The sequence below is a fragment of the Serratia sp. BFP-2025 genome (assembly GCF_050880365.1).
Taxonomy (GTDB): domain Bacteria; phylum Pseudomonadota; class Gammaproteobacteria; order Enterobacterales; family Enterobacteriaceae; genus Serratia; species Serratia surfactantfaciens.
Genome location: NZ_JBPAFV010000001.1, coordinates 2,641,677 through 2,666,289, shown reverse-complemented (window position 1 = coordinate 2,666,289; position 24,613 = coordinate 2,641,677). Strand labels below are relative to the sequence as shown.

Below are 24,613 nucleotides of genomic sequence, written 5' to 3'. Positions count from 1 at the left end.
GGGAAATGATGCAGGTGTCTCTACCGATGTACGGCGTTGGCCGGGAGCAGGCCGAATCCTTCTGGCAGGTTCTGCGCGACAAACTGCTGCGGCTGGGGTTGCCGGCCGCGCCGGAGCAGCTCAGTTGGCCGGACGATCTGGCGCAGCACTGGCGGCGCGAGGATCTGCTGCTCAGCCAGACCTGCGGTTATCCGTTGGTCAGCAGCCTGCCGCAGGTGCAGCTGATCGGCACTTACCATTACCGGGTTGAAGGGTGCGACGGGCCGAATTATCGCAGCTGGCTGGTGGTGCGCGCCGACGATCCCGGCGAGCGGCTGGCGGATTTTCGCGGCCGGACGGCGGCCTATAACAGCACCGATTCCCAGTCCGGCTACAACGGCCTGCGCGCGCTGATCGCGCCGCTGGCGCAGGACGGGAAATTCTTCGGCGCGGCTATCGCCTCCGGCGCGCATTATCAGTCGCTGAAGCTGATCCGCAGCGGGCAGGCCGATATCGCCGCCATCGATTCCATCAGCATGGAACTGCTGCGCCGCGCACAGCCGCAGGCGCTGGAGGGGCTGAAAATTATCGGCCGTACGGCGGCGGTGCCGGGTTTGCCGCTGATCACCGCCGCGGGCACGCCGCCGGAGCAGCTGGAAATTCTGCGCGCCGGCGCCCGAGCGATGCTGGATGAGGCGGTCAGCGATCGCCTGCTGATCGGCGATTTCAGCCTGGTGCCGCGTTCGGCCTACCAGATTATCACCGTGCTGGAACAGCAGGCTGCCGCGCAGGGCGTGACGGCGCTCTAGCCGCCGTTACAACAGGCCGCCGCCGTCGATGTCGATCACGCTGCCGGTGACGAAGCCGTTCTCCATCGCCAGCAGGTAACCCGCCGCGACGTCGGCCGGCTGGCCGATGCGACCGACCGGCAGACTGCCGCCAACCCGTTCGAACAGTGCCTGACGCTGTGCGGCGCTCATGCCGTCATAGGCTTCGGTGGCGGTGATGCCGGGGCTGACCACGTTCACCCGCCGCGGCGCCAGCTCCTTCGCCAGCTGTTTTCCGGCCGCTTCCAGCGCGGCATTGATGGCGGTTTTGACCAGCTGGCCGCCGAGGTATTTACGCGACAGCTGACCGGAGGTCAGGGTGATGGAACCCTGCGGCGCCAGCGTCGGCAGCGCGGCCTGCACCGCGCGCAAACTGCCCCAGAATTTGACGTTGAAGTCGGCCTGCGCCTGTTCAAGGGCGGTCTCCGCCAGCGGTTTCGCCTGCACCAGCGGCCCGGCGGTGATCACCAGATGGTCGAAAGCGCCGACGGCGGCAAACAGCGCCTGCAGCGACGTTTCATCGGCCAGATCGGCCTGCATCAGGCGCAGCGCACCGTTTTTCTCCCCGGCCTGAGGAAGGCGGCGCGAAGCCAACACCACTTCAGCGCCGCGCGCCGCCGCCGCGTAGGCCACCGCGGCGCCAATGCCGCTGGTACCGCCCAGGATCACCAGCTTTTGTCGTTTCAGGGGGGAATCGGGAATCGTCATGTTAAGGCCTCTTTTAGGGTAAGTTTCAACGTGATCTATCTTTCCTGATTGAAAATCACCTAACAATCGGCCTTACTGACAAACACTTGTTAATGAATTTTAAAGATCATGCCGCGCTAAAGCGGGCGTTTAACTTCTGATCCACGATAATCTCGAAATCGGTAAACAGCGCGCGGGGTTTCACCGAACGCCCCTGTTTTTCCAGCGCCACCAGGCCGTGCCCGCTCAGCGTTTTCAGCGTGGTTGACAGGTTGCTGACCTGGCGGCCCGACAGTTCGGCCAACTGACTGATGGTCTCTGGGCGGGCTGTGTCGATCAGACGCAGCAGGGCGATATTCTCGTTGCTGAGCACCTGGGCCAGCGCAATCATCGACGTGAACCACACGTTGGGCTCACGCTCCTGCGGCTGATATTCCCCTTTTGCGATCGCCAGTATGCGTTTGCGAATCAGTTCTTCAGGCATCACGCCAATCAGTGCTTTCATCATCAACCTCGATTTTCTCTCTTGCGTATGACTTCATCTATCCGGGTAAAAAAATCCTCCACCAACTGATAAGCGGAATAAAACTCGTAGGGTGAGCCTTCGTCCGTTGGGGAGTCGTGTTGGTGATCGTAAACGACGCGGCCAGAAAACTTTCCTTTGCGGGGCGTTTTAATGGCATGCGCGTTATCTATGCCAAAAATCCGGGTATTGTGGTTATCATGCAGGGTCAAATTGTAACGGATGCCATGAGGGATAAAGGCCGTTTGGGTCACCGTCCAGGCCTCTATTTTCCACCAATAGCCATCCTCACGATTAACCCGCGTGCCATGCAGGCTAAGGATGTAGTCCAGTCCATTGCGTTCATCCATTGCTCAAAACTCCATTTGTTATGATCTAATCATAATCATTGGGCGTTTTATCGTCAACCCGCCATGCCGCGAAGTCGGCTTTCTAAGAAGGGAAATGCATGACCTCATTTGTCGATCTCGAGGTGTTTGTCCGCACGGTGGATGGTGGCAGTTTTTCCGCTGCCGCGCGCGCGCTGGATATGACGCCGGCGGCGGCCAGCATTGCGGTGAAAAGGCTGGAGCAGCAGCTGGGCGCGCGGCTGTTGGTGCGTTCAACGCGCAGCCTGAGGCTGACGGAGGAGGGGGCGCGCTATCTCGACAGCGCGCGCCTGGCGTTGGGGGCGTTGGCCGAAGGAGAGCAGGCGATCCGCGAGAAGCATCAGGGGCTGTCCGGGGTGCTGCAGATTTCCGCGCCGTCGGATTTCGGTCGCAATCTGCTGCTCGGCTGGCTGGATGAGTTTCGGCTTCAGCACCCGCATATTCAACTGCAGCTCCTGATCAACGATCGGCAGGCCGATCTGTTTCGCGAGCCGGTGGACGTGGCGTTGCGTTTCGGATCGCTGGCCGACTCTTCGCTGGTGGCGCTGCCGATCTTGCCACAGCATCGGCGGTTGATCTGCGCCAGCCCGGATTACCTGCGGCGGCACGGCGAGCCGCAAACGCCGGCCGATTTGGCCAGGCACAGCATTCTGGTGTATCAACCCAGCGGCAAACGGCAGGTGGAATGGCGGCTGTGGCGCGGTGAGGAGCTGGTCGAAGTGCCGCTGAACGGCAGCTATTTTACCGATGACGGTGAGGTGGCGCGGCGCTGGGCGCTGGCCGGGCACGGCGTGGTGCGCAAGTCGGCGATCGACGTGGCGGCCGACATTCGTGCCGGGCGGCTGGTGCAACTGTTGCCGGAATGGCGCAGCGACGCGGTGCCGATCAATCTGGTCTGCCCGCATCGCTCGCAGATCTCGGAGCGCGTCAGGCAGCTGCAGCGCTTCTTACAGCAGCGCTGCCAGCGTTGGATGGACGATCACTTGGCCTGAAGGGTTTCGGTTTGCGCCGGCGTGGCGGCGGCGTCCCCGGCAGGCGCGCTTTCTTCGTGCGGGGTGGTGGAACGGGTGTAGATGTTCAGCCCGGCGAGGAACACGCCGCCCAGAGAACCGAAGGCGCACAGGGCGATGACGATGACGAACGCTTTTTTCAGCATAGGAATAATTTCGCAGGTTGCTTGGAACAGCGGGAATTATAGCCCCTTCGCCGGGTGAAACAAGAATCGTTTTTAACTGCGGCCCGCAGACCGCCCTTTGTGATCGCTACCGTTCGCTGTCGATGGCCTGCACGCGGGCCGGGCGGGCGAACAGGTATTTTCCCAGCGTCACCAGCACCACCGCCGCCACGATGATCACCAGCGCCAGCCACTCGCGCGGCGCCAGTGATTCGCCGGCAAAACCGATGCCGAGCAGCACCGCCACCACCGGGTTGACGTAGGCATAGCTGGTGGCGACCGCCGGGCGCACGTTCTTCAACAAGAACATATAGGCGCTGATCGCCAGCATCGAGCCGAAGACGATCAGATACCCCAGCGCCAGAAAGCCGCTGGCGCTCGGTATCTGAGTCAGGTGCTCGCCGCTCAGTTGGCTGGCGACCAATAACACTACGCCGGCCACCAGCATCTCCGCCGCACCGGCCATCGGCCCGACCGGCAGCGAGATGCGCGATCCCAATACCGACCCAAAGGCCCAGCTGGCCGACGCCAGCAAGATCAGCAGCGCGCCGGTCGGGTTGCCCACCAGGTTGTTGCCGGTGTTAAGCAGCACGATGCCCACTAGCCCGAGCGCGATGCCGGCCCATTCCAGTTTGGTGTTGCGCATGCCCCACAGCAGGCTGAAGCAGAGGGTGAACAGCGGTACCGTCGCCACCATCACCGCCGCGATGCCGGAGGGCACGTGTTGGTGTTCCGCCACCGTCACCAGGCCGTTGCCCACCGCCAGCAGCAGAATGCCGATGACGCCGGCGGCCAGCCACTGCTTCGGCGTCGGCAGCGCGTGACCGCGCCAGGCCAGGAAACCGAACAGCACGATGCCGGCTGTCAGAAAGCGAATGCCGGCCATCATCAGCGGCGGCCACTGCGCGACGCCGAGACGAATGACGAAATAGGTGGAACCCCAAACGATATATAACGTGAACAACGCCCCGATCAACGGCAGGACGCTACGGCTTTGTTGGCTAAGCATAGGATTGTATTTTGCAGGGATGATTATTATTAGAACGCTCAGTAAACCCGATCGGGCAACCGATAAGCAATGGCCTTCGGCATTATTTTTCCGGCTGCCGAAAGCCGTTCAATGGTCCTGCTGTTTCCACTGCAGCCAGCTGACTGCCGGCAGGTAAATCGACCAGCCGATGGCCAACAGCAGCAGCATGAACTCCGGCGGCACGCCGGGCAGCAAGGCGTCCAGCTTCCAGGACACGGCGTAGGCGAAGGGGCCGACGGCGGCGCCCAACACCGCCAGCGGCCAGGGCGCCGCTCTGACCACGTCCAGCAGCCAATACCACCAGCAGCCGAAGCCGATCCACAGCGCGATGGTCCAGAGCGGCAGGCCGTGTTGCCCGCTGTAGTGCAGCACGCCGCTGTAGCTCCACAGCCCATCCATGCCGATGCCGCCCAAGGCAGTCAGGGCTGCGCCTTTGCGGCGGGCAGCGGGGGTAAAGATCAATGCCAGCGCCGCGCCGGCCAGCAGTATGCCGTTGAGCCGATCGCGAGTCAGCAGCGCCAGCAGCCAGCAGACGCCCAGTCCCAGCGTCGCCAGCCAGAATCCGGCATGCGGCTTCTTCATCGTTCAACTCCCGTGGGGTTACTCTGCCGCTGCGCGCTAAACGCGCCGACGGATTTGCCTGAGCGGGCGCGAGGCCCGCCGTTTGCCTGAATGTTCGTTAATTAAACCTTAGAAGGGAAGGTGCAGGGTGCACAAGCAGAATAATCTGTACCGGTTGAAAACCGGGGCAAAAATCGGCGTTACAGGAGAGAAATCCGGTAGGCGCAGCGGCGCGAGCCGGCCAGAATGTGCTCGGCGCGTTCCACCTGGGCCTGCAGCACTTCGGTGAAGATGCTCAGTTCCGCCCGGCAGAAGCCCTGGCAGACGGTGGCGGCGGCGCAGATCGGGCAGTGGTTCTCCACCAGCAAGTAGGAACCGTCCTCTTCGCGGCCCCATTCGGCCATATAGCCTTCGCGGCAGCGGATTTCGGTCAGGCGCGCCACGCGCTCTTCCAGGTCAGCGGCGCCGATCATCGCCTGCTTGTAGTTGATGCGGTTTTCCTGCTCGCGGGTCTCGATCAGCACGTCGATCGCCTGTTCGCCCAGCTTGTCGCGCACGGTGCGCAGCAGCTGTACCGTCAGGTCCGCATGGGTATCGGGAAAGCGCGCGTTGCCGGCCGAGGTCAAATGCCACAACTGCACCGGGCGGCCCACGCCGCGCGTTTCGGCTACCGCTTCGACCAGTCCCTCTTTCGCCAGCTTGACGAACTGCTGGCGGGCCGCTTCACCGGTGGTGCCGAGCACCTTTCCTGCATCAGAAGCTTGCTGCGGGCCGCGGGTTTTCAATAGCGTCAGCAATCGGTCACTGACCGATTGTGCGGTGCCTCCGCCATTTTCCAAGTTTATTCTTGACATATTTCTCCGCCTCGCCCTAACTTATTCCAAGATAACTCTTGTTAAATTTAACGCAATCTCATGACCAACTCAATGCCATTCCTCTGAAAACAGGACGACAACCGTGATAACCCATGACGATAGCCGCTGGAGCGACCTTTTCTCCGGCAAAAATGCGGCCAGTGCGATCGCACTTTCGCTCGGCGTAGCGCTGCATGCCATCAATATTCTGGTCGCCACCACCATTCTGCCCTCGGTGGTGCAGGATATCGGCGGGCTGGATCTCTATGCCTGGAACACTACGCTGTTCGTGGTGGCGTCGATCCTCGGCTCCGCGTTGTCTGCCCGCTTGCTCAGCGGTTACGGCGCGCGTAGCGCCTATCTGGTGGCTTCGCTGTTCTTCCTCGCCGGGGCGGCCCTGTGTGCGCTGGCGCCGAGCATGCCGGTGATGCTGATCGGCCGCACGGTACAGGGTTTCGGCGGCGGGCTGATCTTTGCGCTCTCTTACGCGATGATCAACCTGGTGTTCGAGCAGCGGCTGTGGCCGCGCGCCATGGCGCTCATCTCGGCGATGTGGGGCATCGCCACCCTGGTGGGGCCGGCGGTGGGCGGCATTTTCGCCGAACTGCACGCCTGGCGCTGGGCCTTCGGCATTCTGCTGCCGATCATGGCGCTGTACGCCGCGTTTACCTTTGTGATCCTGCCCAAGGGCAAGGCGCAGCAGGCGGCCGCGCCATTGCCGACCGTACAGCTGCTGTTGCTGACCGTGGCGGTACTGGTGGTGTCCGCCGGCAGCCTGGCGCACAGCGCCTGGATCAACCTGGCGGGCATCGCGCTCTCGTTAGCGCTGATGGCCTGGCTGCTGAAACGCGAAGCGCACTCGCGCGCCCGCCTGTTGCCGCACGGCGCGCTGCGGCGCGGCTCATCGTTGGCGGCGTTGTACATCACGACTGCGTTGCTGGTGATCGGCATGACCAGCGAGATCTTCGTACCGTATTTCCTGCAGCTGCTGCACGGCCAGTCGCCGCTGATCTCCGGCTATATCGCCGCCACCATGGCCGCCGGCTGGACGCTGTCCGAGATCCTCAGCTCCGGTTGGCGCGGGGCGGGCATTCGCCGGGCGATCGTCAGCGGGCCGCTGTTCGTGCTGGTGGGGCTACTGGCGCTGGCGATCCTGATGCCGGTACCGTCCGGCGGCCACTGGCAGGTGCTGACGCCGATCGTCATTGCACTGTCGCTGGTGGGGTTCGGTATCGGTTTTGGCTGGCCGCACCTGCTGACGCGCATTTTGCAGGTGGCGCCCGAAGCGGACAAAGATATCGCCGGCGCTTCGATAACCACGGTGCAGCTGTTCGCTACCGCGTTCGGTGCGGCGCTGGCCGGGATGATAGCCAACCTGGCGGGGTTGAACGATCCGGGGGGCGCGGCGGGTGCGGCGTCGGCGGCGCGTTGGCTGTTCCTGGCATTCGCGCTGGCGCCACTGCTGGCGGTATTCAGCGCCTGGCGCTGCGCGGCGATTGCACCACCGGGCGCCGAGACGGGCAATTTTGTACAAAACCCGCCCTCGCGCGAGTGCTAGAATGCCTCTCATTCAGCGGAGGTAGGCAAGATGAAGGCGGAAGGCGCAGCACGCAAAGCATCCCGGGAACAGGCCCATTTCATGCACGTCGACGATCTCGGCGGGCTGGAAGTGCTGCAGGCCACCTACCGCCGCCAGAGCTTCTCGCGCCATAGCCATGAAGGCTTTTGCGTGGGCGTCATCGACGACGGCGCCCAGCGCTTCTACCGTACCGGCGGTGAACACGTGGCGCCGCTGGGCAGCATTATTCTGGTCAACGCCGACGACATCCACACCGGCAGTTCCGCCACCGAAGAGGGCTGGTCATATCAGGCGATGTATCCGACGCCGGAGCTGCTGGCCTTTTTGTCGCGCGATCTGAAAACCGGCGCCGGCGCGACGCCTTATTTCCCCAACCCGGTGGTGCATGACATCGGCCTGGCCGGTCAGCTGCGGATGGCGTTCAGCCTGCTGCGCAGCGATGAGAACCGGCTGATGAAGGAGACCATGGTATTCTCGGCGCTGACCTGGCTGATGTTGCGGCACGGCAAAAGCCGCATCGACCCTGCGCCGCAGAGCCGGGCGCAAAGCCAGGTGGCGCGGGTGAAAGCCTTTCTCGACGATTTTCCCGAGGCGGACATTTCGCTGCTGGAGCTGGCGGAGCGCGTGGCGCTCAGCCCTTATTACCTGCTGCGACAGTTTCAGCAGGCCACCGGTCTGCCGCCGCATGCCTATCAAATTCAGGCGCGGTTGCGCAAGGCGCGCGGCATGCTGAAGGCCGGCAGCAGCGTGCTGGACAGCGCACTGAGCTGCGGTTTTCACGATCAAAGCCATTTCCACCGCCATTTCCGCAAATCAATGGGCGTTACGCCGGGCGACTACGTCAAATCGCTGAAATAGCCGGGCAATCGGGTGCAATACCCGTGTGCACGCGCGCCGTAAGCTGGCTTCTTCAACCCAAGGAGAAGCGCATGACTGATTCAATCCCCCTCATCACACCGCCGTCCGCCCGCCTGCGCCCTGCGCTGCAGGGCGGGGCGGCGATCTTGCCGCTGTGCCTGGCGGTGGTGCCGTGGGGCGTACTGGCCGGATCGATGGCGATGCAAAGCGGCCTGACGCCGGCGCAGGGGCTGGGCATGTCGGCCATCGTGTTCGCCGGCGCGTCGCAGCTGGTGGCGATAGGCATGATCAAGGGCGGCGCCGGGCTGCTGGCGATCTTGTTATCGACCTTTTTCGTCACCGCCCAGCATTTTCTTTACGCGCTGCGGTTGCGCGAGCGCATCGCGCCGCTGCCGCTGCGCTGGCGGCTGGCGCTGGGGTTCTTGCTCACCGATGAGCTGTTCGCGCTGACCGGCGAACAGACGCCGGCGCGTTTTAACCGCTGGTATGCGCTGGGCGCCGGGCTGACCTTCTATTTGTGCTGGTTCCTCTCCACGCTGCTCGGCATTGTGGCCGCCGGCAGCTCCGGGGATCTGGACGGTTACGGGCTGGACTTTTCCATCGCCGCCACCTTTATCGCCATCGTGGTGCCGCTGGTGCGCAGCCTGCCGGTGTTGGCCTGCGTGCTGACCGCGCTGCTGCTTTCCATCGTGCTGCACCATTTTCAGACGCCGGGCGCATTGGTGATCGCCACCGTGGCGGCGATGCTGGTCGGGCTGCTGTGCAGCGGGGGGCGCGGATGATCTGGCTGACGATCGCCTTGATGGGGCTGGTGGTGTTCTTCAACCGCTACTGTTTTCTGGCGCCGGGGTTGCCGCTGCGCCTGTCGCCGCGCGTTAAGACCCTGTTGAGTTTTTCCGTACCGGCGGTGCTGACGGCGATTTGCGGGCCGATTGTCGCCTTCAGCGGCGACCAGCTGCGAGCCGCGCCGGACAATCCTTACCTGTGGGGCGCGGTGTTTGCGGTAATACTGGCATTTTTCCTGCGCAACATGCTGGCGGTGGTGTTGCTGAGCATGCTGATTTTCATCGCGCTGCGCGGCGTTTTTTAAAATCCGCTTGCCATATCTCTAATTTGAGATTATTTCTCTTATATGGGATTTTGACGCGGAGTATGAACGGTGGATAACGGTCTGGATCATGCCGACCTGAGGTTGGCGCAACGGCTGGCGGATTTGCGTCAGCAACGAGGGTGGTCGCTGGAGGTGCTGGCGCAGCGCACCGATCTTAGCCGGGCGACCCTCTCGCGGGTAGAGCGCGCAGAAACCAGCCCGACGGCGTCGTTGCTGAACCGGCTGTGCGCCGCCTACGGGCTGACCATGTCGCGCCTGCTGAGTGAAATCGAAGACGAACCGCCGGAGCTGCTGCGGCTGCAGCAACAGCCGGTGTGGGTCGATCGCGCCAGCGGTTTTCAGCGCCGCGCCGTTTCTCCTCCCGCCGCGCTGTATAAGGCCGAGTTTATCGAAGCCCGGCTCGATGCCGGCACGCAGATCGATTACGACCTGCCGTCGATTCCGGCGCTGGAGCATCACCTCTGGCTGCTGTCCGGGCAGCTGGAACTGACGCTGGAAGGGCGCGTTTTCCGGCTGTCGCCCGGCGACTGTCTGCGCTATCGCCTGTTCGGCGCCTCCCGTTTCCATGTCCCCGGCGCTGAGCCGGCCCATTACACGCTCGTTATCTGCAGGCCCTAATCATGATTGAACTGCAACAGTGGGACGCCGGCGCGGCGCAAAGCGCCATTGCCGACTTGGCCGAGATGCTGCACGCCAGCGTAGCGCACGGCGCCAGCATCGGTTTCGTCATGCCCTTTACGCTAGAACAGGCGCAGGCGTTTTGGCAGGGGCTGCTGCCGGCCCTGGCGCGGGGAGAACGCGCGATGCTGGTGGCGCTCGCGCACGGCCGGCCGGTCGGCACCGTGCAGCTGCTGCTGGCGATGCCGGACAACGGCCGCCACCGGGCGGAAGTGGTCAAGCTGATGGTGCACCCGCAGGCGCGGCGGCAGGGCGTCGCGCGGCTGCTGATGCAGGAAGTGCAGGCGCTGGCGGCGCACCATCAACGCAGCCTGTTGGTGCTGGACACCCTGAGCGGCAGCGCGGCGCAGGGGTTATACCGCCAATTGGGATTCGAGGCGGCGGGCGACATTCCGCAATACGCCCGCGCCAGCGACGGCGGGGCGTTGGAGGCCACCTGCTATATGTACAAACTGCTGTGAGGGTTAGCGCCCGCTCCAGGCGTTGATCGCCTGCTGGCGCACCTGCAATTTTTGCTGCGGCGTCAGCTTGTTGTAGTCGCGGGCCAGGCCGCTTTCCCAATCGCCGTACATCGGGTTGGGCAGCACGATGAATTCGGTGCCGAACTTACTCTGGTTCTCGCTGACGAACGCCCGGCGCTGCGCGTTATCCTGGTGGTAAGTCGCGGCGCCGAAGTCGTTCAGGTTGTCGCCCGCGTACACCACGATGTCATAACCGGCTTGTTTGATGGCGTCGAAGCGCGCCTGCTTATTGGAGGTGTCGGTGCTGAGCAGCACGGTTTTTTCCGACATGCCGGTGAAACCGAGTTTCTGCATGTTGGCCACCGTGGCGGCATATTCGCTCTGTTTGCGGTTCGAGACGTAGAACATCGTCCCCTGATGGCCGTTGACGTAGCGGGCGAACGACACCGCGCCCGGCACCGCGCGGGCCTGTTCGGCTCGCGTCCATTGGGCCCAGGTGGCGCCGTCGTACGGCTGGCCCTGCTGCGCCTGCCAGCCGGAGTAGGCGCTGTTGTCCAGCATGGTTTCATCCAGATCGACCACCACCGCCTTTTTGCGGCCCGGTGCGGCCCTGGCCTGATCGAAGGCGCGCTGCGCGCTGTTGAACGCCTGATGCGCCAGCGCCTGGTATTCGCCGGACTGCTGGAACCAGTTCACCGCCAGCACCGATTGATCCGCCAGCCGCTGCTGGGCCTGCGCATCGGTGCGCGGCGGCTGCGCGCAACCGGCCAATGTCAGCAGCGCGACGCCAATCGCCGCGCCGAGGGTGAGTTTCCGTACCTGTTTTCCTGCCATCGTTATCTCTCGCTTTTTATTGTGGACTGTCCAGCAGCATATCCATCTCGAACTGACGCAGAGGATCCTGCCGCCAGCCAAGATGCGTAAAGAAGGGGGCGGCCACCTCCGGCACAAAGACGTTGGCGGTCAGCGGCAAAGGGGCGAACTGCGCCTGCAGCGCGGCCAGCAAGGTGCGGGCATGCCCCTGGCCGCGGTGCTGCGGCGGCACGTAGATCAGGCGCAGCCAGCAGTGCTCGGCGCCGGGCATCACCACGGCGTAAGCCTGACGATTGAGCGTATAAGCTTGCGGTTTGCCCGGCAGTTTGAACAGCGATTCGGGGGCGATCAGCCAGGGCAGGTCGGTGGCGCCTTCCGCCGTCAGGCGATGGCTGACGGTCAACGGATCGACCGCCTGCAGAGTCGCCGTGCCAGACGGCACTTCCGCCGGCGCCTGATGGCCGGTCAGAGTGCGCACGATGCGCAGCCCGGCGCCATGATACAGCGCCAGCGCGGCGTCGTTGCCTTCGATCACCTCCAGCGACAGCCGCCGATCGCCGCGCTGGCGGGCATCCGCCACCAGCCGCCGCATCAGCGCCTTGCCCAGCCCCTGGCCGCGCATCTCCGGGCGCACGGAAAAGGCCGCCACCCGGCTGTGCTGGCCGCGGCGGGCGATCAGCGCCACCGCCACCGGTTCATGGCGATGGGTGACGATCAGGCTGTCGTTCAGGCTGAGGTCTTCGGCGCCGAAGCGGGCGGCGAAGGTCGGCCCGTCGACAACGAAGCGCACGATGTAGTTTTCAAAACAGTGGTTGAGGATGTTGGCCAGTTCGTCGCTGCTGTAGCGCAAGGCGTTGTGGTAATCGAAGCGTCCGTCGTTATGCATGGCTGATTCCGCTCGGGGGGAAAGCTATACATGTAGACCCGTTTGTTTGGCAAGGCAAGCCGGGGGATTCGTTGGCGGGAAAATAAAAACAAAAAAGCCGGACGCAGCCGCCCGGCGAAATAAAACTCTGGGTATCAAGTGACGCTAAAGTTTGCAGTGGTGGTTATTCATTCATCACATCAGAACTGATAGGTCAGGGCGACGGCAATCACGTTGTCGTCTTTCAGACCCAGCTTGTTATTGCTGTCGAGCTGGTTGATTTTATAATCGACATAGGTCGACATGTTCTTGTTGAAATAATAATACGCGCCCACGTCGATATATTTCACCAGGTCGGTATCGCCGATGCCTTCAATATCTTTACCCTTCTGCTGAACGTAACCCAGCGATGGACGCAGACCGAAATCGAACTGATATTGTGCAACCAGTTCCAGGCCTTCGGCTTTATTGGCGAAGCCGCTGACGGAGGTGGAACGGTTATTGATGGTGGCGGTGCCGGAAATAGGCGCGATGTTGCGGCTTTCCGAGTAGGTCGCGGCCAGGTAGACATCGTTATTGTCGTATTTCAGACCGGCGGCCCAGATATCGGCCTTGTCGCCTTTACCGAAGGTGCCCGCTTTCTGGCTGGCGGTACGGTTGGAAGAGGCATAGGCGGCGCCCACGCTCAGACCGTCGATGATTTCATAGCTGGAGGAAAGGCCCCAGCCGTCGCCGTTCGCCTTGCTGGCGGAGCGGCCGTCGTTTTCGTTTTTGCCCTGGTATTGCACGGCGAATTTCAGACCGTCGACCAGGCCGAAGAAGTTGTTATTACGGTAGGTGGCGACGCCGTTGGTGCGGCCGTTCATGAAGTTGTCGGTTTTGACGTAAGCGTCGTCGCCGAATTCAGGCAGCATATCCGTCCAGGCGCCGACGTCGTAAATAATGCCGTAGTTGCGACCGTAGTCGAAAGACCCGAAGTCTTTATATTTCAGACCGGCGAAGCCCAGACGCGTTTTAGTGTCTTTGGTGCCGTCAGATTCAGAATGGTTGGCGGCGATCTGATATTCCCACTGGCCGTAACCGGTCAGCATGTCATTAATCTGGGTGGCACCTTTAAAGCCGATACGAACGTAGGTTTTATCACCGTCGTTGCCGGCATCATCGGAGAAATAATGCAGGGCTTTCACACGACCGTAAAAATCGAGTTTGTTGCCGTCTTTATTGTAGATTTCTGCTGCCTGTGCCGCTTGCGCAAGTAAAAGTGCCGGAATAATAACGGCCAGAAGATTACGTTTCATGGGTTACCCTGCTTTATTCGATTAAAAGACGCTTATCATCAGTTGCATTGCTGTTTTACTGTGCCGCCTGACTGTTGGCGGCGGAGAATTTTTACCGTAGTAATGTGATCTATTTATGACAAAAAATTCATTTTCATGTCGAACGATTAAAAAAGTCGCGCAAAGGGTGAATTTTTTCTTCAGCCGACGGTCAGCGGCTGGTCTACAGTTACCGATACCTTGTTTCGCTGCCGGAGGAATCATGCACGATACTTATACGTTGTTCGGTACGCAGGGCTGTGGCTCGACGATCGTGGCCGCCGCGTTGGTGTTGACCACTTTCCCGTGGGGCTATGAGGAAGTGGATTACACGCAGGACGGCCCGGAGCGGGAGCGTCTGTTCGCCCTGAACCCGCTCGGCCAGGTGCCCACCTTAGTGTTGCCCAATGACGAAGTGATGACGGAGAGCGCGGCGATTATTCTGCTGTTGCACGATCGCGCGCCGCACGCCGAGCTGGCACCCCCTGGCGGTTCGCCGCTGTTGCCGCGTTTTCTGCGCTGGCTGTTGTTCATCAACGCGGAGATTTACCCCACCTTCACCTATGCCGACCATCCGCAGCGCTGGCAGCCGCAGGCGGCGGGGGCGGAACAGCTGAAAAACGCGGTAATGGCGTATCGCGAGCGCTTATTGCAGCAGCTGAACGCCGCCGCCGGCGCAGCGGGCCCGTGGTTTCTCGGCAAAAGCTTCAGCGCGTTGGATCTGTACGTGGCGGTGATGTGCAACTGGCGGCCGGGCCGTGCGTGGTTCCGGCAACACTGCCCGCGGCTGTACGCCATCGCCGAGCGGGTGGAGCAGCGGCCGGAGCTGAACGCGCTGTTGAGCGCCCATTTCGACGGCGTTGCCCCGCAGGTATCGTAAAATCCTCCCCGCCGCCGGCGGGGAACCCTCCCGTTTTTCTGAACCGAGCCTGCCGAAAATCCCGATTTTCACTCGCTGCGGCGGCGGGTAGCGTAAGGCTATCCGCAACTGACAGGAGAGTGTGATGCCATCAAAATCCCAGGCCGGGCAACAGGCGTTCGGCGATATCGCCCCCAAGCTGGCGCAGCTCAGCGACAGCGTCTTGTTTGACGATGTTTGGCAGCGGCCGGCGCTGAGCCCGCGCGAACGCAGCCTGATCACCGTCGCCGCGCTGGTGGCGCTTAACCGCGTGGAACAGCTGCCGTTTCACCTGCAGCTGGCGCAGCGCAACGGCGTGGCGCATCAGCAGCTGGCCGAGCTCATCACCCATCTGGCGTTCTACGCCGGCTGGCCCGCGGCGGCGTCGGCCGTGGCGCGCCTGCGCGAGCTGGAACAGGAGGACAACCATGCCGTTTAGCCGCATCGCCCTGCATCAGGGCAAGTCCGCCGACTATCTGCAAACCTTGTCCGACAGCCTGCATCAGGCGCTGGTGGAGGCCTTCGAGGTGCCGCCGGCGGACAGGTTTCAGGTTATCGATCAATACCGCCCCGGCGAACTTATCTACGATCGCGATTATCTCGGTGGGCCGCGCAGCGCGGATTTCGTACTGTTTTACATCACCGCCGGGCGGCCTCGCGACACCGACACCAAGCGGCGCTTCTACGGGCGGCTGGCGGCGCTGCTGGCGGAAAACCTGCGGCTGAATCCTGAGGATGTGATGGTGGTGATCACCACCACCCAGCGGGACGAGTGGTCGTTCGGCGCCGGGCGCGCTTCGATGATCGATCCGCAGGCGTAACTCGGGCTGACGTCGCCGGCGGTCTGTGGGACAATAGCGCCATCATTTCGTTTAGATAAGAGTTGAATGGCGCTCTCCTCCGCAGTTAAAGATCAGATTGGCCAGTGGTACAAAGCCCTGCAGCAGCAAATACCGGATTTTATTTCCCGCGCGCCCCAGCGCCAGATGATCGCCGAGGTGGCGAAGACGCTGGCCGGCGACTACCCGCGCCATCTGGCGATCGAGGCGCCGACCGGCGTCGGCAAAACGCTGTCTTACCTGATCCCGGGCATCGCCGTCGGGCGGGCGGAGAGCAAGCCGCTGGTGGTGAGCACCGCCAACGTGGCGTTGCAGGACCAGATCTACAGCAAAGATTTGCCGCTGCTGAAGAAGATTATCCCCGATCTGAAATTTACCGGCGCCTTTGGCCGTGGGCGCTACGTGTGCCCGCGCAACCTGGCGGCGATGAGCACCGACGTCAGCCAACAGGGCGATCTGACGCTATTTCTCGACGACGAGCTGGCGCCGTCCAGCGGTGAAGAGCAGGCGCTGTGCCAGAAGTTGACCAAGGCGTTGGCCCGCTTCGAGTGGGACGGGCTGCGCGATCACTATCAGCAGAGCATCGACGATCCGCTGTGGGCCAAGCTGAGCACCGACAAGGCCAACTGTCTGGGGCGCAACTGCCACTACATCCGCGAATGCCCGTTCTATATCGCCCGCAAAGAGATCGAAAGCGCCGACGTGGTGGTGGCCAACCACGCCCTGGTGATGGCGGCGCTGGAGACGGAATCGGTGCTGCCAAACCCGAAAGAACTGCTGCTGGTGCTGGACGAAGGCCACCATTTGCCGGAGGTGGCGCGCGACGCGCTGGAGATCGACGGGGAAATCACCGCGCTGTCGACCAACCTGCAGCTGGACATGATCGTGCGCCAGGTCGAGCAGTGCATGACGCAGTACCGGCCGAAGAACCCGCCGGGGCTGAGCAACAGCGAGCGGCTGAAGAACCATTGCGAAGAGCTGCGCGAACTGGTGCAGATCTTCGAGCATCAGGTCAGCGCCTACCTGCCCGGCGACAGCGTGGCGGCCGAGCACCGTTTTGAAATGGGCGAGCTGCCGGCGGAGATGGTGGAGAGCTGCGCTCGGCTGTTCAAACTGACCGATGCATTGCGTGGGCTGGCGGAGTTCGTGCTTAACGATCTCACTGAGCAGACCGGCAAGCACGACATCATGCGCCTGCATCGCGCCATCCTGCAGATGAGCCGCACGCTGGGCTATCTGGAGGCGATGAGCAAGCTGTGGCGGCTGGCGGCGCTCGACAAGTCGTCGAACGCGCCGATCTCCAAATGGGTCACGCGCGAGCTGCGCGATAACGTCACCCATCTGTATCTGCACTGCGTCGGCATTCGCGTCAGCGATCAGCTGGAGAAGCTGCTGTGGCGCAAGGTGCCGCACGTGGTGGTCACCTCGGCCACGCTGCGTTCGCTGAACAGCTTCGCGCGTTTGCAGGAGATGAGCGGGCTGAGCGAGAAGGCCGGCGATCGCTTCGAAACGCTCGCTTCGCCGTTCAATCACGTCGAGCAGGGCAAGATTGTCATTCCGCAGATGCGTTATGAACCGGCGCTCGCCAACGAAGCGGAGCACCTCGAGGAGATGGCGCGCTGCTTCCGCGCCGAGCAGGCGAGCGGCAAGCACAAAGGCATGCTGATCCTGTTCAGCAGCCACCGGGCGATGCAGACCTTCCTCAGCTACGTGACCGATCTGCGGCTGATGCTGCTGGTGCAGGGCGACCAGCCGCGCTACCGGCTGGTGGAAGAGCACCGCAAGCGGGTGGAGAAGGGCGTCGCCAGCGTGCTGGTGGGGCTGCAATCGTTCGCCGAAGGGCTGGATTTGAAAGGCGAGCTGCTGACCCAGGTGCATATTCACAAAATCGCGTTCCCGCCGATCGACAGCCCGGTGATCATCACCGAGGGCGAGTGGCTGAAATCGCTGAAGCGTTATCCGTTCGAGGTACAGAGCCTGCCGAGCGCCTCGTTCAACCTGATCCAACAGGTCGGCCGTCTGATCCGCAGCAACCAATGCCACGGCGAGATCGTAATCTACGATCGCCGGCTGCTGACCAAAAATTACGGTTCGCGGCTGCTGGCGTCGCTGCCGGTATTCCCGATCGAACAGCGCGCGGTGCCGGAGGCCGACAAGGCGCATCTGGCGGCGCTGAAATCCGCCGCCGACGCGGCCAAAAAAGAGAAGAAGCGCGGCAACCCGTTCGCCCGCAAGCGTCGGCGTTAATCAGAGCAGCGGCGGCAGGCGGCGTTTAACCGGCGTGGTTTTCACGATTGAGGTGTTGCTCTGCGCATGCTCGGCCAGCCGGTCGAGGGTGTGGTCGAGCTGCTCCATCGAGTGCGCCACCAGCCGCACGATAAAGCAGTCTTCGCCGGTTACCTTGTCGCATTCGACCACTTCCGGGATCGCCTGAATCAGCTGTTCGACCTTCTTCAGCATGCCCGGCAGCGGCTTGATGCGCACCAGCGACTCGAAGGCGTAGCCCACCGCCTGCAGATTGACGTTCAGGGTATAGCCCTGGATCACGCCGCTTTCCTCCAGCCGCCGCAGCCTTTCCGAAGTGCTCGGCGACGACAGCCCCACCTGCGCGCTCATCGTCTTCAACGACGCGCGCGCGTCCTGCGCCAAAAGAGTCAGGATCTGGCGATCGATATCATCCATAACGCCTCCGTTAGGTATTTTCTTGATTATAGCTACGAGAAAAAGGCAGTTAAGCATATCTGCCTTTTTTATGCCATGGAAAGCCGCCCCGCAAAGCCGCAAGCTATGTCTCTGGACCGATTTGGAGAAACGCACCATGAATGCAGAGATAAAACGCGGATCGCTGGAGATGACGGCGGCGATGTTGATTTCCGGCTCCATCGGCTGGTTTGTGCTGATGTCCGGCCAGCCGGTGGTCAACGTGGTGTTTTGGCGCTGCGCGGTAGGGGCGCTGGTGCTGCTGGCGGTGTGCGGCGTATTGGGGCAGCTGCGACGCGATGCGCTGACGCGCGCCACGCTGCTGCTGGCGATCGCCGGCGGCGTCGCGCTGGTGATCAACTGGCTGCTGCTGTTCGCCGCCTATGCCTATGCGTCTATCTCCATCGCCACCGCGGTGTACAACACCCAGCCGTTTATGCTGGTGGGGCTGGGGGCGCTGTTTCTGGGGGAACGGCTGACCGCCCGCAAGCTGTTATGGCTGGGGCTGGCGTTTGGCGGCATGATGCTGGTGGTGCTGGCGCAGCCACGGCAGGCGGGGGGACAGAGCCATTATCTGGTGGGCATTGCGCTGGCGCTCGGCGCGGCGTTTTTCTACGCCCTGATGGCGCTGGCGGCCAAGCGGCTGAAAGGCACGCCGCCGCACCTTATTGCGTTGATTCAGGTGGCGGTGGGAGCGGTGATGCTGCTGCCGTGGGTGGATTTTCATACCTCGGTAAGCGCTGGGCAGTGGGGAATGCTGGCGACGCTCGGCGTGCTGCACACCGGCCTGATGTACGTGTTGATGTACGGCGCTCTGCAGAAGCTGCCGACCAACCTGATCGGCTCGCTGTCGTTCATCTATCCGATCGCCGCCATGCTGGTGGATCGGCTGGCCTTTGGCCACCGGCTGGCGGTGTGGCAGCTGCTGGGCGCGGCGATTATCCTGCTGGCGGCGGCGGGCATGAACCTGCTGGGCGAACGGCGACCGCGATTGACGCCGCTGCCGGCCAGCCGGCGCGATGGCTGATGCTCAGTTCGGTTTTTTCAGCCGACGCCATAAAGTGGTGCGGCTGATCCCGAGCAATCGGGCGGCGGCGGCGTGGTCGCCGCCGCATTGCGCCAGCGCTGCTTGGGCGGAAAGGGGCGGCTCTGGCGCCTCGGGCGAGGTTGGCGCCGCCAGTTCCGGCAGCAGCCACTGCAGCGTTTCACCGCTTGGCGCGGCGCCGGTGCTCAGCATCAGCGCCAACCGTTCCATCATGTTGCGCAGCTCGCGCAGGTTGCCGGGCCAGGCGTAGTGACTGAGCGCGGCGTAACAGCCGGCCATGGCGGTGCGCAGCGGCTCGCTCAGCGGCACGTCGAGCGCCGCCAGCGACTGTTTCAGAAAGTGTTCCGCCAGCATCGCGATATCGTCGCCGCGCGTCCGCAGTGGCGGCAGCTGCAGCCGCAGGGCGCTCAGGCGGTAGAACAGGTCTGCACGAAATTCGCCCAGCTGAATCGCCTGTTCCAGCCGGTTGTGAGTGGCGCTGATGACGCGAAAATCGACCGCCACCGGCTGTTGCCCGCCGACCCGGGTGACGGTTTTCTCTTCCAGCACGCGCAGCAGCCGGGTCTGCAGATGCAGCGGCATTTCGCCGATCTCATCCAGAAACAGGGTGCCGCCGTTGGCGGTCTCCAGCAGCCCACGCCGGCCGCCGCGCCGTGAGCCGGTAAAGGCGCCTTCCTCATAGCCGAACAGTTCTGCCTCCAGCAGCGATTCGGCGATGGCGCCGCAGTTGATGGCGACGAACGGCGGTGTTGCGCCTCTGGACGGCGCGCCGCGCCGGGAAAAGTATTCCCGGTGGATCGCCTGCGCCGCCAGCTCTTTGCCGGTGCCGGTTTCTCCTTCGATCAACACCGCCGCCGGCGAGCGGGCGTACAGCATGATGGTGCGCCGCGCCTGCTCCATCTGCGGGGAGTCGCCCTGCAAATCGCCCAGCCCATAGCGCGGCTGCAGGGTATTGCGCGCGGCGTAGTCGCCGCGTTTGGCGTTGCCCAGCATCAGGCGCGTCACGTCCAGCGCATCGCTGAAGGCGGCGCGCAGGGTGGCGGCGGAATAGAGAAAAATGGCGGTGAGCCCGGCCTCTTCCGCCAGATCGCTGATGAGGCCCGCGCCGACCACGGCCTGAATGCCGGCGGCTTTCAGCTCGGCGATCTGGCCGCGGGCGTCCTCTTCGGTCACGTAGCTGCGCTGCTCCAGCGGCAAATCGAAGGTTTGCTGGAACTCCATCAGCGCGGGCAGCGGCGTTTTGTAGGTGATGACGCCGATCCGATCGGCGGTTCTGCGCGCCTTGCTCAGCGCCTGCAGCAGATCGAAGCCGCCGGGTTTGACCAAAATGACCGGCACCGACAGGCGGCTTTTCAGGTAGGCACCGTTGGAGCCGGCGGCGATGATGGCGTCGCAAGGCTCGGTCGCCAGGCGAGCGCGAATATGCTGCACCGCTTCCTCAAAGCCGAGGCGGATCGGGGTGATGGTCGCCAGGTGGTCGAACTCGAGGCTGATATCCCTGAACAGGTCGAACAGACGGGTGATGGAAACGGTCCAGATCACCGGTTTGTCCGGCGTGCGGGGTGGCGTGATGTGATCGCTCATAGTCTGTTACCGAATGAAAGTGGTTGCAGTAGGTGTAGCCTTGTTTCAGTCATGTTTCAAATATGCCGCGTGAAACAGCGATTGAAACGTTAACTGAAACGTTTTTTATCGCTTGGCCTGCCCAATGGCGACGCGGATTTTATAACTCACTTATTTTTATCGTTTTTAATTTTTTCCCTCACCGAAGTGCAACCTGGCCCGCCCCTTGCTCTGTCTGTTTCATCTAGCTAATCGGAGAGAACGTCATGACGCTGCGCTCACCCGGGCTCGCCTTTCGTCAGGCCCTGAGTAACGAAAAACCCCTGCAAATCGCCGGCGCGATCAACGCCAACCATGCCCTGCTGGCCCAGCGGGCCGGATTCCAGGCCATCTACCTTTCCGGCGGCGGCGTGGCGGCCGGTTCGTTGGGGTTGCCGGACCTGGGCATTTCGACGCTGGACGATGTGCTGACCGACATTCGCCGCATCACCGACGTCTGCCCGCTGCCGCTGTTGGTGGATGTCGACAGCGGCTTCGGCGCTTCGGCGTTCAACGTCGCCCGCACGGTGCGCTCGGTGAGCAAGGCCGGGGCGGCGGCGCTGCATATTGAAGATCAGGTCGGCGCCAAACGCTGCGGCCATCGGCCCAATAAGGCCATCGTTTCCACCGAAGAGATGGTGGATCGCATCAAAGCGGCGGTGGATGCGCGCAGCGATCCGGACTTCGTGATCATGGCGCGCACCGACGCGCTGGCGGTAGAGGGGCTGGAGGCGGCCATCGAGCGTGCTCAGGCCTACGTGGCGGCCGGGGCCGACATGTTGTTCCCGGAGGCGATTACCGAACTGGGCATGTACCGCCGTTTCGCCGAAGCGACCGGGGTGCCGATCCTCGCCAACATCACCGAGTTCGGCGCGACGCCGCTGTTCACCACCGATGAGCTGCGCAGCGCGCAGGTGGATATGGCGCTGTATCCGCTGTCGGCTTTCCGGGCGATGAATCGGGCGGCGGAGCGGGTGTACCGCGCCCTGCGCGAGGAGGGCACGCAGAAAAACGTCATCGACACCATGCAGACCCGCAACGAGCTGTATGAAAGCATCAACTACTATTTGTTCGAAGAGAAACTCGACGCTCTGTTCGCGCGCCAGCGCGACGAATAAGCGCCATTCACGCAATAGCCAAATGAGGACAGTATGAGCCAAGCGATCCCTCCGCAAAGCCCGACTGGCGATAAGCCGAAAAAATCCGTGGCGTTATCCGGCGTGCCCGCCGGGAATACCGCGCTGTGCTCCGTAGGGCGCAGCGGCAACGATCTGCACTATCGCGGTTACGACATTCTCGATCTCGCGCGCCACTGCGAGTTTGAAGAGGTGGCTCACCTGCTGATCCACGGCAAGCTGCCCAACCGCGACGAACTTCATGCCTATAAACATCGCTTGAAAGCGCTGCGCGGCCTGCCGGCCAGCGTGCGCACGGTGCTGGAGGCCCTGCCGGCGGCGTCTCACCCGATGGACGTGATGCGCACCGGCGTCTCGGCCCTTGGCTGCACCCTGCCGGAAAAAGAGCAGCACGGCGCGGCCGGCGCGCGCGACATCGCCGACCGGCTGCTGGCGTCGCTGGGATCGATGCTGCTCTACTGGTATCACTACAGCCACAACGGCGAACGCATTCAGCCGGAGACCGACGATGACTCCATCGGCGGCCACTTCCTGCACCTGCTGCACGGCGAAGCGCCTTCCGCCAGCTGGGAGCAGGCGATGCACGCCTCATTGATCCTCTACGCCGAGCATGAGTTCAACGCCTCGACCTTCGCCGGCCGGGTGATCGCCGGCACCGGATCCGATATCTATTCGGCGATCGTCGGCGCCATTGGCGCGCTGCGCGGGCCGAAGCACGGCGGCGCCAACGAGGTGTCGCTGGAGATCCAGCAGCGCTATGAAACGCCGGACGAAGCGGAAACCGACATTCGCCGTCGCATCGATAACAAAGAGGTGGTGATCGGTTTCGGGCATCCGGTGTACACCGTCTCCGATCCGCGCCATCAGGTGATCAAAGAGATCGCGCTGCGCCTGTCGCAGGAAGCGGGCGCGATGAAGCTGTATGACATCGCCGACCGGCTGGAGAGCGTGATGCGCGACACCAAAAAGATGTTCCCCAACCTCGACTGGTTCTCGGCGGTGTCTTATTACCAGCTGGGCGTGCCCACCGAAATGTTTACGCCGCTGTTTGTCATGGCGCGCGTCAGCGGCTGGTCGGCGCACATCATCGAGCAACGGCAGGACAACAAAATCATTCGTCCGTCCGCCAACTATACCGGGCCGGAAACGCGGGCGTTCGTACCGCTGGATCAGCGCTGAGCGCCGATCGTTATCGTGTCATTTTCACTATGGAGCCTTTGGGAATCATGATGCTTGAGTCTGCCAATACCCGCCGCCCGTCGTTCGATCGCGAAATGGTCGATATCGTCGATTATGTGATGAAAGAGGCCGTCGATACCCCGGCGGCGTATCGCACCGCCCACTATTGCCTGCTCGATACCCTCGGTTGCGGGCTGGAGGCGCTGAGCTACCCGGCCTGCAAGAAACTGATGGGGCCGGTGGTGCCGGGCGCCGAGGTGCTGAACGGCAGTCGGGTGCCGGGCACCCGCTTCCAGCTGGATCCGGTGCAGGCGGCGTTCAATATCGGCGCCATGATCCGCTGGCTCGATTTCAACGACACCTGGCTGGCGGCGGAATGGGGCCACCCGTCAGATAACCTGGGCGGGATCCTGGCGGTGGCCGACTGGCTCTCTCGCCAGGCGGTGGCGGCGGGCAAAGCGCCGCTGACCATGCGGCAGGTACTGATCGCCATGATCAAGGCGCACGAGATCCAGGGCTGCCTGGCGTTGGAAAACGCCTTCAACCGGGTGGGGCTGGATCACGTGCTGCTGGTGAAAGTGGCGTCCACCGCGGTGGTGGCGCAGATGCTCGGCCTGAGCCGCGCGGAGATCCTGAACGCGGTATCGCTGGCGTGGGTGGACGGACAGTCGCTGCGCACCTATCGCCACGCGCCGAACGCCGGCACCCGCAAATCCTGGGCGGCGGGGGATGCGACCTCCCGCGCGGTGCGGTTGGCGCTGATGGCTGCCACCGGCGAGATGGGTTATCCCTCGGCGCTGACGGCGCCGACCTGGGGGTTCTACGACGTTTCTTTCAACGGCAAACCCTTCCGCTTCCAGCGGCCGTACGGCGCGTACGTGATGGAGAACGTGCTGTTTAAAATTTCGTTCCCGGCGGAGTTCCATGCCCAGACCGCCGTGGAGGCGGCGATGACGCTGCATCGCCAGATGCAGGCCGCCGGCAAAACCGCCGCCGACATCGCCAGAGTGAGCATCCGCACCCACGAGGCCTGCCTGCGCATTATCGACAAGCAAGGGCCGCTGGATAATCCGGCGGATCGCGATCACTGCATTCAGTATATGGTGGCGATCCCGCTGCTGTTCGGGCGGCTGACGGCGGCCGATTACGAGGATCGGGTGGCCGAGGATCCGCGCATCGACGCGTTGCGCGGCAAGATCCACTGCCATGAAGATCCCGCCTTCACCCGCGATTATCACGATCCGGAAAAACGCTCGATCGCCAATGCGCTGACGGTAGAGTTCACCGACGGCAGCCGTCTGGATGAAGTGGCGGTGGAGTACCCCATCGGCCATGCGCGGCGGCGCGAAGAGGGCATCCCGCTGCTGATCGAGAAGTTCAAAATCAACCTGTCGCGCCAGTTCCCGGCTCTGCAGCAGCAGCGCATTCTCGAGGTGTCACTGGATCGGCAGCGGCTGGCGCAGATGCCGGTCAACGAGTACCTGGATTTGTGGGTGATCTGACGCGAGCGGCGCTGACAAGCCATGTCGG

The 24,613-nt window shown here is 63.0% G+C and carries 28 protein-coding genes; 16 read left to right on the top strand and 12 right to left on the bottom strand.

The window, feature by feature from the left end:
- Positions 1–5: 5 nt before the first annotated feature.
- Complete coding sequence (locus ACRAWE_RS12725) at positions 6–788, top strand: phosphate/phosphite/phosphonate ABC transporter substrate-binding protein (protein ID WP_025159995.1); 783 nt, start codon at positions 6–8, stop codon at positions 786–788.
- A gap of 6 nt (positions 789–794) precedes the next feature.
- Here the strand turns inward: ACRAWE_RS12725 and ACRAWE_RS12720 are convergent, their stop codons facing one another.
- The 3 genes from ACRAWE_RS12720 to ACRAWE_RS12710 form a co-directional block, all read right to left on the bottom strand.
- Positions 795–1,514 carry an SDR family oxidoreductase gene (locus ACRAWE_RS12720; protein ID WP_019454658.1) on the bottom strand — a complete coding sequence of 240 codons (720 nt, stop codon included), beginning with the start codon at positions 1,512–1,514 and terminating at the stop codon, positions 795–797.
- A 106-nt stretch (positions 1,515–1,620) separates the two neighbouring features.
- Positions 1,621–2,001 (bottom strand): MarR family transcriptional regulator, encoded by a 381-nt coding sequence (locus ACRAWE_RS12715; protein WP_019454657.1) that lies wholly within the window; start codon positions 1,999–2,001, stop codon positions 1,621–1,623.
- Positions 2,001–2,366: a DUF6516 family protein gene (locus ACRAWE_RS12710; protein WP_019454656.1), complete on the bottom strand. Its 366-nt coding sequence runs from the start codon at positions 2,364–2,366 to the stop codon at positions 2,001–2,003. The genes ACRAWE_RS12715 and ACRAWE_RS12710 overlap by 1 nt, the downstream gene beginning before the upstream one ends.
- A gap of 98 nt (positions 2,367–2,464) precedes the next feature.
- Here ACRAWE_RS12710 and ACRAWE_RS12705 point away from each other — a divergent pair, with 98 nt between their 5' ends.
- Positions 2,465–3,376 carry a LysR family transcriptional regulator gene (locus ACRAWE_RS12705; protein ID WP_019454655.1) on the top strand — a complete coding sequence of 304 codons (912 nt, stop codon included), beginning with the start codon at positions 2,465–2,467 and terminating at the stop codon, positions 3,374–3,376.
- Here the strand turns inward: ACRAWE_RS12705 and ACRAWE_RS12700 are convergent.
- From ACRAWE_RS12700 to ACRAWE_RS12685, 4 genes are all read right to left on the bottom strand, one after another.
- Entirely contained in the window at positions 3,364–3,540 is a 177-nt protein-coding gene (locus ACRAWE_RS12700; protein WP_016928550.1) for a hypothetical protein, read from the bottom strand. The two genes, ACRAWE_RS12705 and ACRAWE_RS12700, sit on opposite strands and share 13 nt — an antisense overlap.
- Positions 3,541–3,646: 106 nt before the next feature.
- The gene (yedA, locus tag ACRAWE_RS12695) at positions 3,647–4,567 is read right to left on the bottom strand and encodes a drug/metabolite exporter YedA (RefSeq protein ID WP_025159994.1); all 921 of its coding nucleotides are present in this window, start codon (positions 4,565–4,567) and stop codon (positions 3,647–3,649) included.
- Between the two features lie 108 nt (positions 4,568–4,675).
- A complete protein-coding gene (locus tag ACRAWE_RS12690) occupies positions 4,676–5,170 on the bottom strand; it encodes a DUF2878 domain-containing protein (protein ID WP_019454653.1) in 495 nt (164 codons plus the stop codon).
- A gap of 179 nt (positions 5,171–5,349) precedes the next feature.
- Positions 5,350–6,003: a helix-turn-helix transcriptional regulator gene (locus ACRAWE_RS12685; RefSeq protein WP_025159993.1), complete on the bottom strand. Its 654-nt coding sequence runs from the start codon at positions 6,001–6,003 to the stop codon at positions 5,350–5,352.
- Positions 6,004–6,106: 103 nt separating this feature from the next.
- Here ACRAWE_RS12685 and ACRAWE_RS12680 point away from each other — a divergent pair, with 103 nt between their 5' ends.
- The 6 genes from ACRAWE_RS12680 (at position 6,107) to ACRAWE_RS12655 (ending at position 10,690) form a co-directional block, all read left to right on the top strand.
- Positions 6,107–7,561: an MFS transporter gene (locus tag ACRAWE_RS12680; protein ID WP_211129553.1), complete on the top strand. Its 1,455-nt coding sequence runs from the start codon at positions 6,107–6,109 to the stop codon at positions 7,559–7,561.
- 30 nt (positions 7,562–7,591) lie between these two features.
- Positions 7,592–8,440: an AraC family transcriptional regulator gene (locus ACRAWE_RS12675; protein ID WP_019454650.1), complete on the top strand. Its 849-nt coding sequence runs from the start codon at positions 7,592–7,594 to the stop codon at positions 8,438–8,440.
- Positions 8,441–8,511: 71 nt separating this feature from the next.
- Positions 8,512–9,222 carry an AzlC family ABC transporter permease gene (locus ACRAWE_RS12670; protein ID WP_432525432.1) on the top strand — a complete coding sequence of 237 codons (711 nt, stop codon included), beginning with the start codon at positions 8,512–8,514 and terminating at the stop codon, positions 9,220–9,222.
- Positions 9,219–9,530 carry an AzlD domain-containing protein gene (locus ACRAWE_RS12665; RefSeq protein ID WP_019454648.1) on the top strand — a complete coding sequence of 104 codons (312 nt, stop codon included), beginning with the start codon at positions 9,219–9,221 and terminating at the stop codon, positions 9,528–9,530. Before ACRAWE_RS12670 ends, ACRAWE_RS12665 begins: the two co-directional genes overlap by 4 nt.
- A 69-nt stretch (positions 9,531–9,599) precedes the next feature.
- On the top strand, positions 9,600–10,169 hold the full coding sequence (locus ACRAWE_RS12660) for a helix-turn-helix domain-containing protein (protein WP_211129554.1): 570 nt from the start codon (positions 9,600–9,602) through the stop codon (positions 10,167–10,169).
- 2 nt (positions 10,170–10,171) lie between these two features.
- Positions 10,172–10,690, top strand: coding sequence for a GNAT family N-acetyltransferase (locus tag ACRAWE_RS12655; RefSeq protein WP_019454646.1), 519 nt, complete (start codon positions 10,172–10,174; stop codon positions 10,688–10,690).
- Positions 10,691–10,693: 3 nt separating this feature from the next.
- Here ACRAWE_RS12655 and ACRAWE_RS12650 read toward each other — a convergent pair whose 3' ends face one another.
- The 3 genes from ACRAWE_RS12650 to ompC all read right to left on the bottom strand — a co-directional run bounded on the left by ACRAWE_RS12650 (position 10,694) and on the right by ompC (position 13,666).
- Entirely contained in the window at positions 10,694–11,524 is an 831-nt protein-coding gene (locus tag ACRAWE_RS12650; protein WP_063919006.1) for a 5'-nucleotidase, lipoprotein e(P4) family, read from the bottom strand.
- Between the two features lie 16 nt (positions 11,525–11,540).
- Positions 11,541–12,389 carry a GNAT family N-acetyltransferase gene (locus tag ACRAWE_RS12645; protein WP_432525431.1) on the bottom strand — a complete coding sequence of 283 codons (849 nt, stop codon included), beginning with the start codon at positions 12,387–12,389 and terminating at the stop codon, positions 11,541–11,543.
- Positions 12,390–12,568: 179 nt separating this feature from the next.
- Positions 12,569–13,666 (bottom strand): porin OmpC, encoded by a 1,098-nt coding sequence (gene ompC / locus ACRAWE_RS12640; RefSeq protein ID WP_019454643.1) that lies wholly within the window; start codon positions 13,664–13,666, stop codon positions 12,569–12,571.
- A gap of 241 nt (positions 13,667–13,907) precedes the next feature.
- Between ompC and ACRAWE_RS12635 the strand changes: the two genes are divergently transcribed.
- From ACRAWE_RS12635 to dinG, 4 genes are all read left to right on the top strand, one after another.
- Positions 13,908–14,564 (top strand): glutathione S-transferase family protein, encoded by a 657-nt coding sequence (locus tag ACRAWE_RS12635; RefSeq protein WP_432525430.1) that lies wholly within the window; start codon positions 13,908–13,910, stop codon positions 14,562–14,564.
- A 124-nt stretch (positions 14,565–14,688) separates the two neighbouring features.
- Positions 14,689–15,021, top strand: a complete 333-nt coding sequence (locus ACRAWE_RS12630; RefSeq protein ID WP_019454641.1) for a carboxymuconolactone decarboxylase family protein — start codon at positions 14,689–14,691, stop codon at positions 15,019–15,021.
- The gene (locus tag ACRAWE_RS12625) at positions 15,011–15,403 is read left to right on the top strand and encodes a tautomerase family protein (protein ID WP_019454640.1); all 393 of its coding nucleotides are present in this window, start codon (positions 15,011–15,013) and stop codon (positions 15,401–15,403) included. Before ACRAWE_RS12630 ends, ACRAWE_RS12625 begins: the two co-directional genes overlap by 11 nt.
- 66 nt (positions 15,404–15,469) lie before the next feature.
- Entirely contained in the window at positions 15,470–17,668 is a 2,199-nt protein-coding gene (gene dinG, locus ACRAWE_RS12620; protein WP_154746775.1) for an ATP-dependent DNA helicase DinG, read from the top strand.
- Here the strand turns inward: dinG and ACRAWE_RS12615 are convergent, their stop codons facing one another.
- Positions 17,669–18,103 (bottom strand): Lrp/AsnC family transcriptional regulator, encoded by a 435-nt coding sequence (locus ACRAWE_RS12615; RefSeq protein WP_432525429.1) that lies wholly within the window; start codon positions 18,101–18,103, stop codon positions 17,669–17,671.
- A 136-nt stretch (positions 18,104–18,239) separates the two neighbouring features.
- Here ACRAWE_RS12615 and ACRAWE_RS12610 point away from each other — a divergent pair, with 136 nt between their 5' ends.
- A complete protein-coding gene (locus ACRAWE_RS12610; RefSeq protein WP_063919010.1) occupies positions 18,240–19,148 on the top strand; it encodes a DMT family transporter in 909 nt (302 codons plus the stop codon).
- Between the two features lie 3 nt (positions 19,149–19,151).
- Here ACRAWE_RS12610 and prpR read toward each other — a convergent pair whose 3' ends face one another.
- Entirely contained in the window at positions 19,152–20,750 is a 1,599-nt protein-coding gene (gene prpR, locus ACRAWE_RS12605) for a propionate catabolism operon regulatory protein PrpR (RefSeq protein WP_432525428.1), read from the bottom strand.
- Between the two features lie 245 nt (positions 20,751–20,995).
- On the opposite strand from prpR, the gene prpB reads away from it, so the two are divergent.
- Genes prpB through ACRAWE_RS12590 form a run of 3 tightly spaced genes read left to right on the top strand, consistent with a single transcriptional unit; the run spans position 20,996 to position 24,585 of the window.
- Positions 20,996–21,886: a methylisocitrate lyase gene (prpB, locus tag ACRAWE_RS12600; protein ID WP_063919012.1), complete on the top strand. Its 891-nt coding sequence runs from the start codon at positions 20,996–20,998 to the stop codon at positions 21,884–21,886.
- A gap of 33 nt (positions 21,887–21,919) precedes the next feature.
- Positions 21,920–23,083 (top strand): bifunctional 2-methylcitrate synthase/citrate synthase, encoded by a 1,164-nt coding sequence (prpC, locus tag ACRAWE_RS12595; RefSeq protein ID WP_063919013.1) that lies wholly within the window; start codon positions 21,920–21,922, stop codon positions 23,081–23,083.
- Positions 23,084–23,133: 50 nt separating this feature from the next.
- Positions 23,134–24,585, top strand: a complete 1,452-nt coding sequence (locus ACRAWE_RS12590; RefSeq protein WP_432525587.1) for a bifunctional 2-methylcitrate dehydratase/aconitate hydratase — start codon at positions 23,134–23,136, stop codon at positions 24,583–24,585.
- Positions 24,586–24,613 lie beyond the last annotated feature (28 nt).

What these genes read in the sequence shown, in the direction of transcription:
- ACRAWE_RS12725 (WP_025159995.1), top strand. Translation starts at nt 6, where the DNA reads ATGATGCAGGTGTCTCTACCGATGTACGGCGTTGGCCGGGAGCAGGCC.
- ACRAWE_RS12720 (WP_019454658.1), bottom strand. Translation starts at nt 1,514, where the DNA reads ATGACGATTCCCGATTCCCCCCTGAAACGACAAAAGCTGGTGATCCTG.
- ACRAWE_RS12715 (WP_019454657.1), bottom strand. Translation starts at nt 2,001, where the DNA reads ATGATGAAAGCACTGATTGGCGTGATGCCTGAAGAACTGATTCGCAAA.
- ACRAWE_RS12710 (WP_019454656.1), bottom strand. Translation starts at nt 2,366, where the DNA reads ATGGATGAACGCAATGGACTGGACTACATCCTTAGCCTGCATGGCACG.
- ACRAWE_RS12705 (WP_019454655.1), top strand. Translation starts at nt 2,465, where the DNA reads ATGACCTCATTTGTCGATCTCGAGGTGTTTGTCCGCACGGTGGATGGT.
- ACRAWE_RS12700 (WP_016928550.1), bottom strand. Translation starts at nt 3,540, where the DNA reads ATGCTGAAAAAAGCGTTCGTCATCGTCATCGCCCTGTGCGCCTTCGGT.
- yedA (WP_025159994.1), bottom strand. Translation starts at nt 4,567, where the DNA reads ATGCTTAGCCAACAAAGCCGTAGCGTCCTGCCGTTGATCGGGGCGTTG.
- ACRAWE_RS12690 (WP_019454653.1), bottom strand. Translation starts at nt 5,170, where the DNA reads ATGAAGAAGCCGCATGCCGGATTCTGGCTGGCGACGCTGGGACTGGGC.
- ACRAWE_RS12685 (WP_025159993.1), bottom strand. Translation starts at nt 6,003, where the DNA reads ATGTCAAGAATAAACTTGGAAAATGGCGGAGGCACCGCACAATCGGTC.
- ACRAWE_RS12675 (WP_019454650.1), top strand. Translation starts at nt 7,592, where the DNA reads ATGAAGGCGGAAGGCGCAGCACGCAAAGCATCCCGGGAACAGGCCCAT.
- ACRAWE_RS12670 (WP_432525432.1), top strand. Translation starts at nt 8,512, where the DNA reads ATGACTGATTCAATCCCCCTCATCACACCGCCGTCCGCCCGCCTGCGC.
- ACRAWE_RS12665 (WP_019454648.1), top strand. Translation starts at nt 9,219, where the DNA reads ATGATCTGGCTGACGATCGCCTTGATGGGGCTGGTGGTGTTCTTCAAC.
- ACRAWE_RS12655 (WP_019454646.1), top strand. Translation starts at nt 10,172, where the DNA reads ATGATTGAACTGCAACAGTGGGACGCCGGCGCGGCGCAAAGCGCCATT.
- ACRAWE_RS12650 (WP_063919006.1), bottom strand. Translation starts at nt 11,524, where the DNA reads ATGGCAGGAAAACAGGTACGGAAACTCACCCTCGGCGCGGCGATTGGC.
- ACRAWE_RS12645 (WP_432525431.1), bottom strand. Translation starts at nt 12,389, where the DNA reads ATGCATAACGACGGACGCTTCGATTACCACAACGCCTTGCGCTACAGC.
- ompC (WP_019454643.1), bottom strand. Translation starts at nt 13,666, where the DNA reads ATGAAACGTAATCTTCTGGCCGTTATTATTCCGGCACTTTTACTTGCG.
- ACRAWE_RS12635 (WP_432525430.1), top strand. Translation starts at nt 13,908, where the DNA reads ATGCACGATACTTATACGTTGTTCGGTACGCAGGGCTGTGGCTCGACG.
- ACRAWE_RS12630 (WP_019454641.1), top strand. Translation starts at nt 14,689, where the DNA reads ATGCCATCAAAATCCCAGGCCGGGCAACAGGCGTTCGGCGATATCGCC.
- ACRAWE_RS12625 (WP_019454640.1), top strand. Translation starts at nt 15,011, where the DNA reads ATGCCGTTTAGCCGCATCGCCCTGCATCAGGGCAAGTCCGCCGACTAT.
- dinG (WP_154746775.1), top strand. Translation starts at nt 15,470, where the DNA reads ATGGCGCTCTCCTCCGCAGTTAAAGATCAGATTGGCCAGTGGTACAAA.
- ACRAWE_RS12615 (WP_432525429.1), bottom strand. Translation starts at nt 18,103, where the DNA reads ATGGATGATATCGATCGCCAGATCCTGACTCTTTTGGCGCAGGACGCG.
- ACRAWE_RS12610 (WP_063919010.1), top strand. Translation starts at nt 18,240, where the DNA reads ATGAATGCAGAGATAAAACGCGGATCGCTGGAGATGACGGCGGCGATG.
- prpR (WP_432525428.1), bottom strand. Translation starts at nt 20,750, where the DNA reads ATGAGCGATCACATCACGCCACCCCGCACGCCGGACAAACCGGTGATC.
- prpB (WP_063919012.1), top strand. Translation starts at nt 20,996, where the DNA reads ATGACGCTGCGCTCACCCGGGCTCGCCTTTCGTCAGGCCCTGAGTAAC.
- prpC (WP_063919013.1), top strand. Translation starts at nt 21,920, where the DNA reads ATGAGCCAAGCGATCCCTCCGCAAAGCCCGACTGGCGATAAGCCGAAA.
- ACRAWE_RS12590 (WP_432525587.1), top strand. Translation starts at nt 23,134, where the DNA reads ATGCTTGAGTCTGCCAATACCCGCCGCCCGTCGTTCGATCGCGAAATG.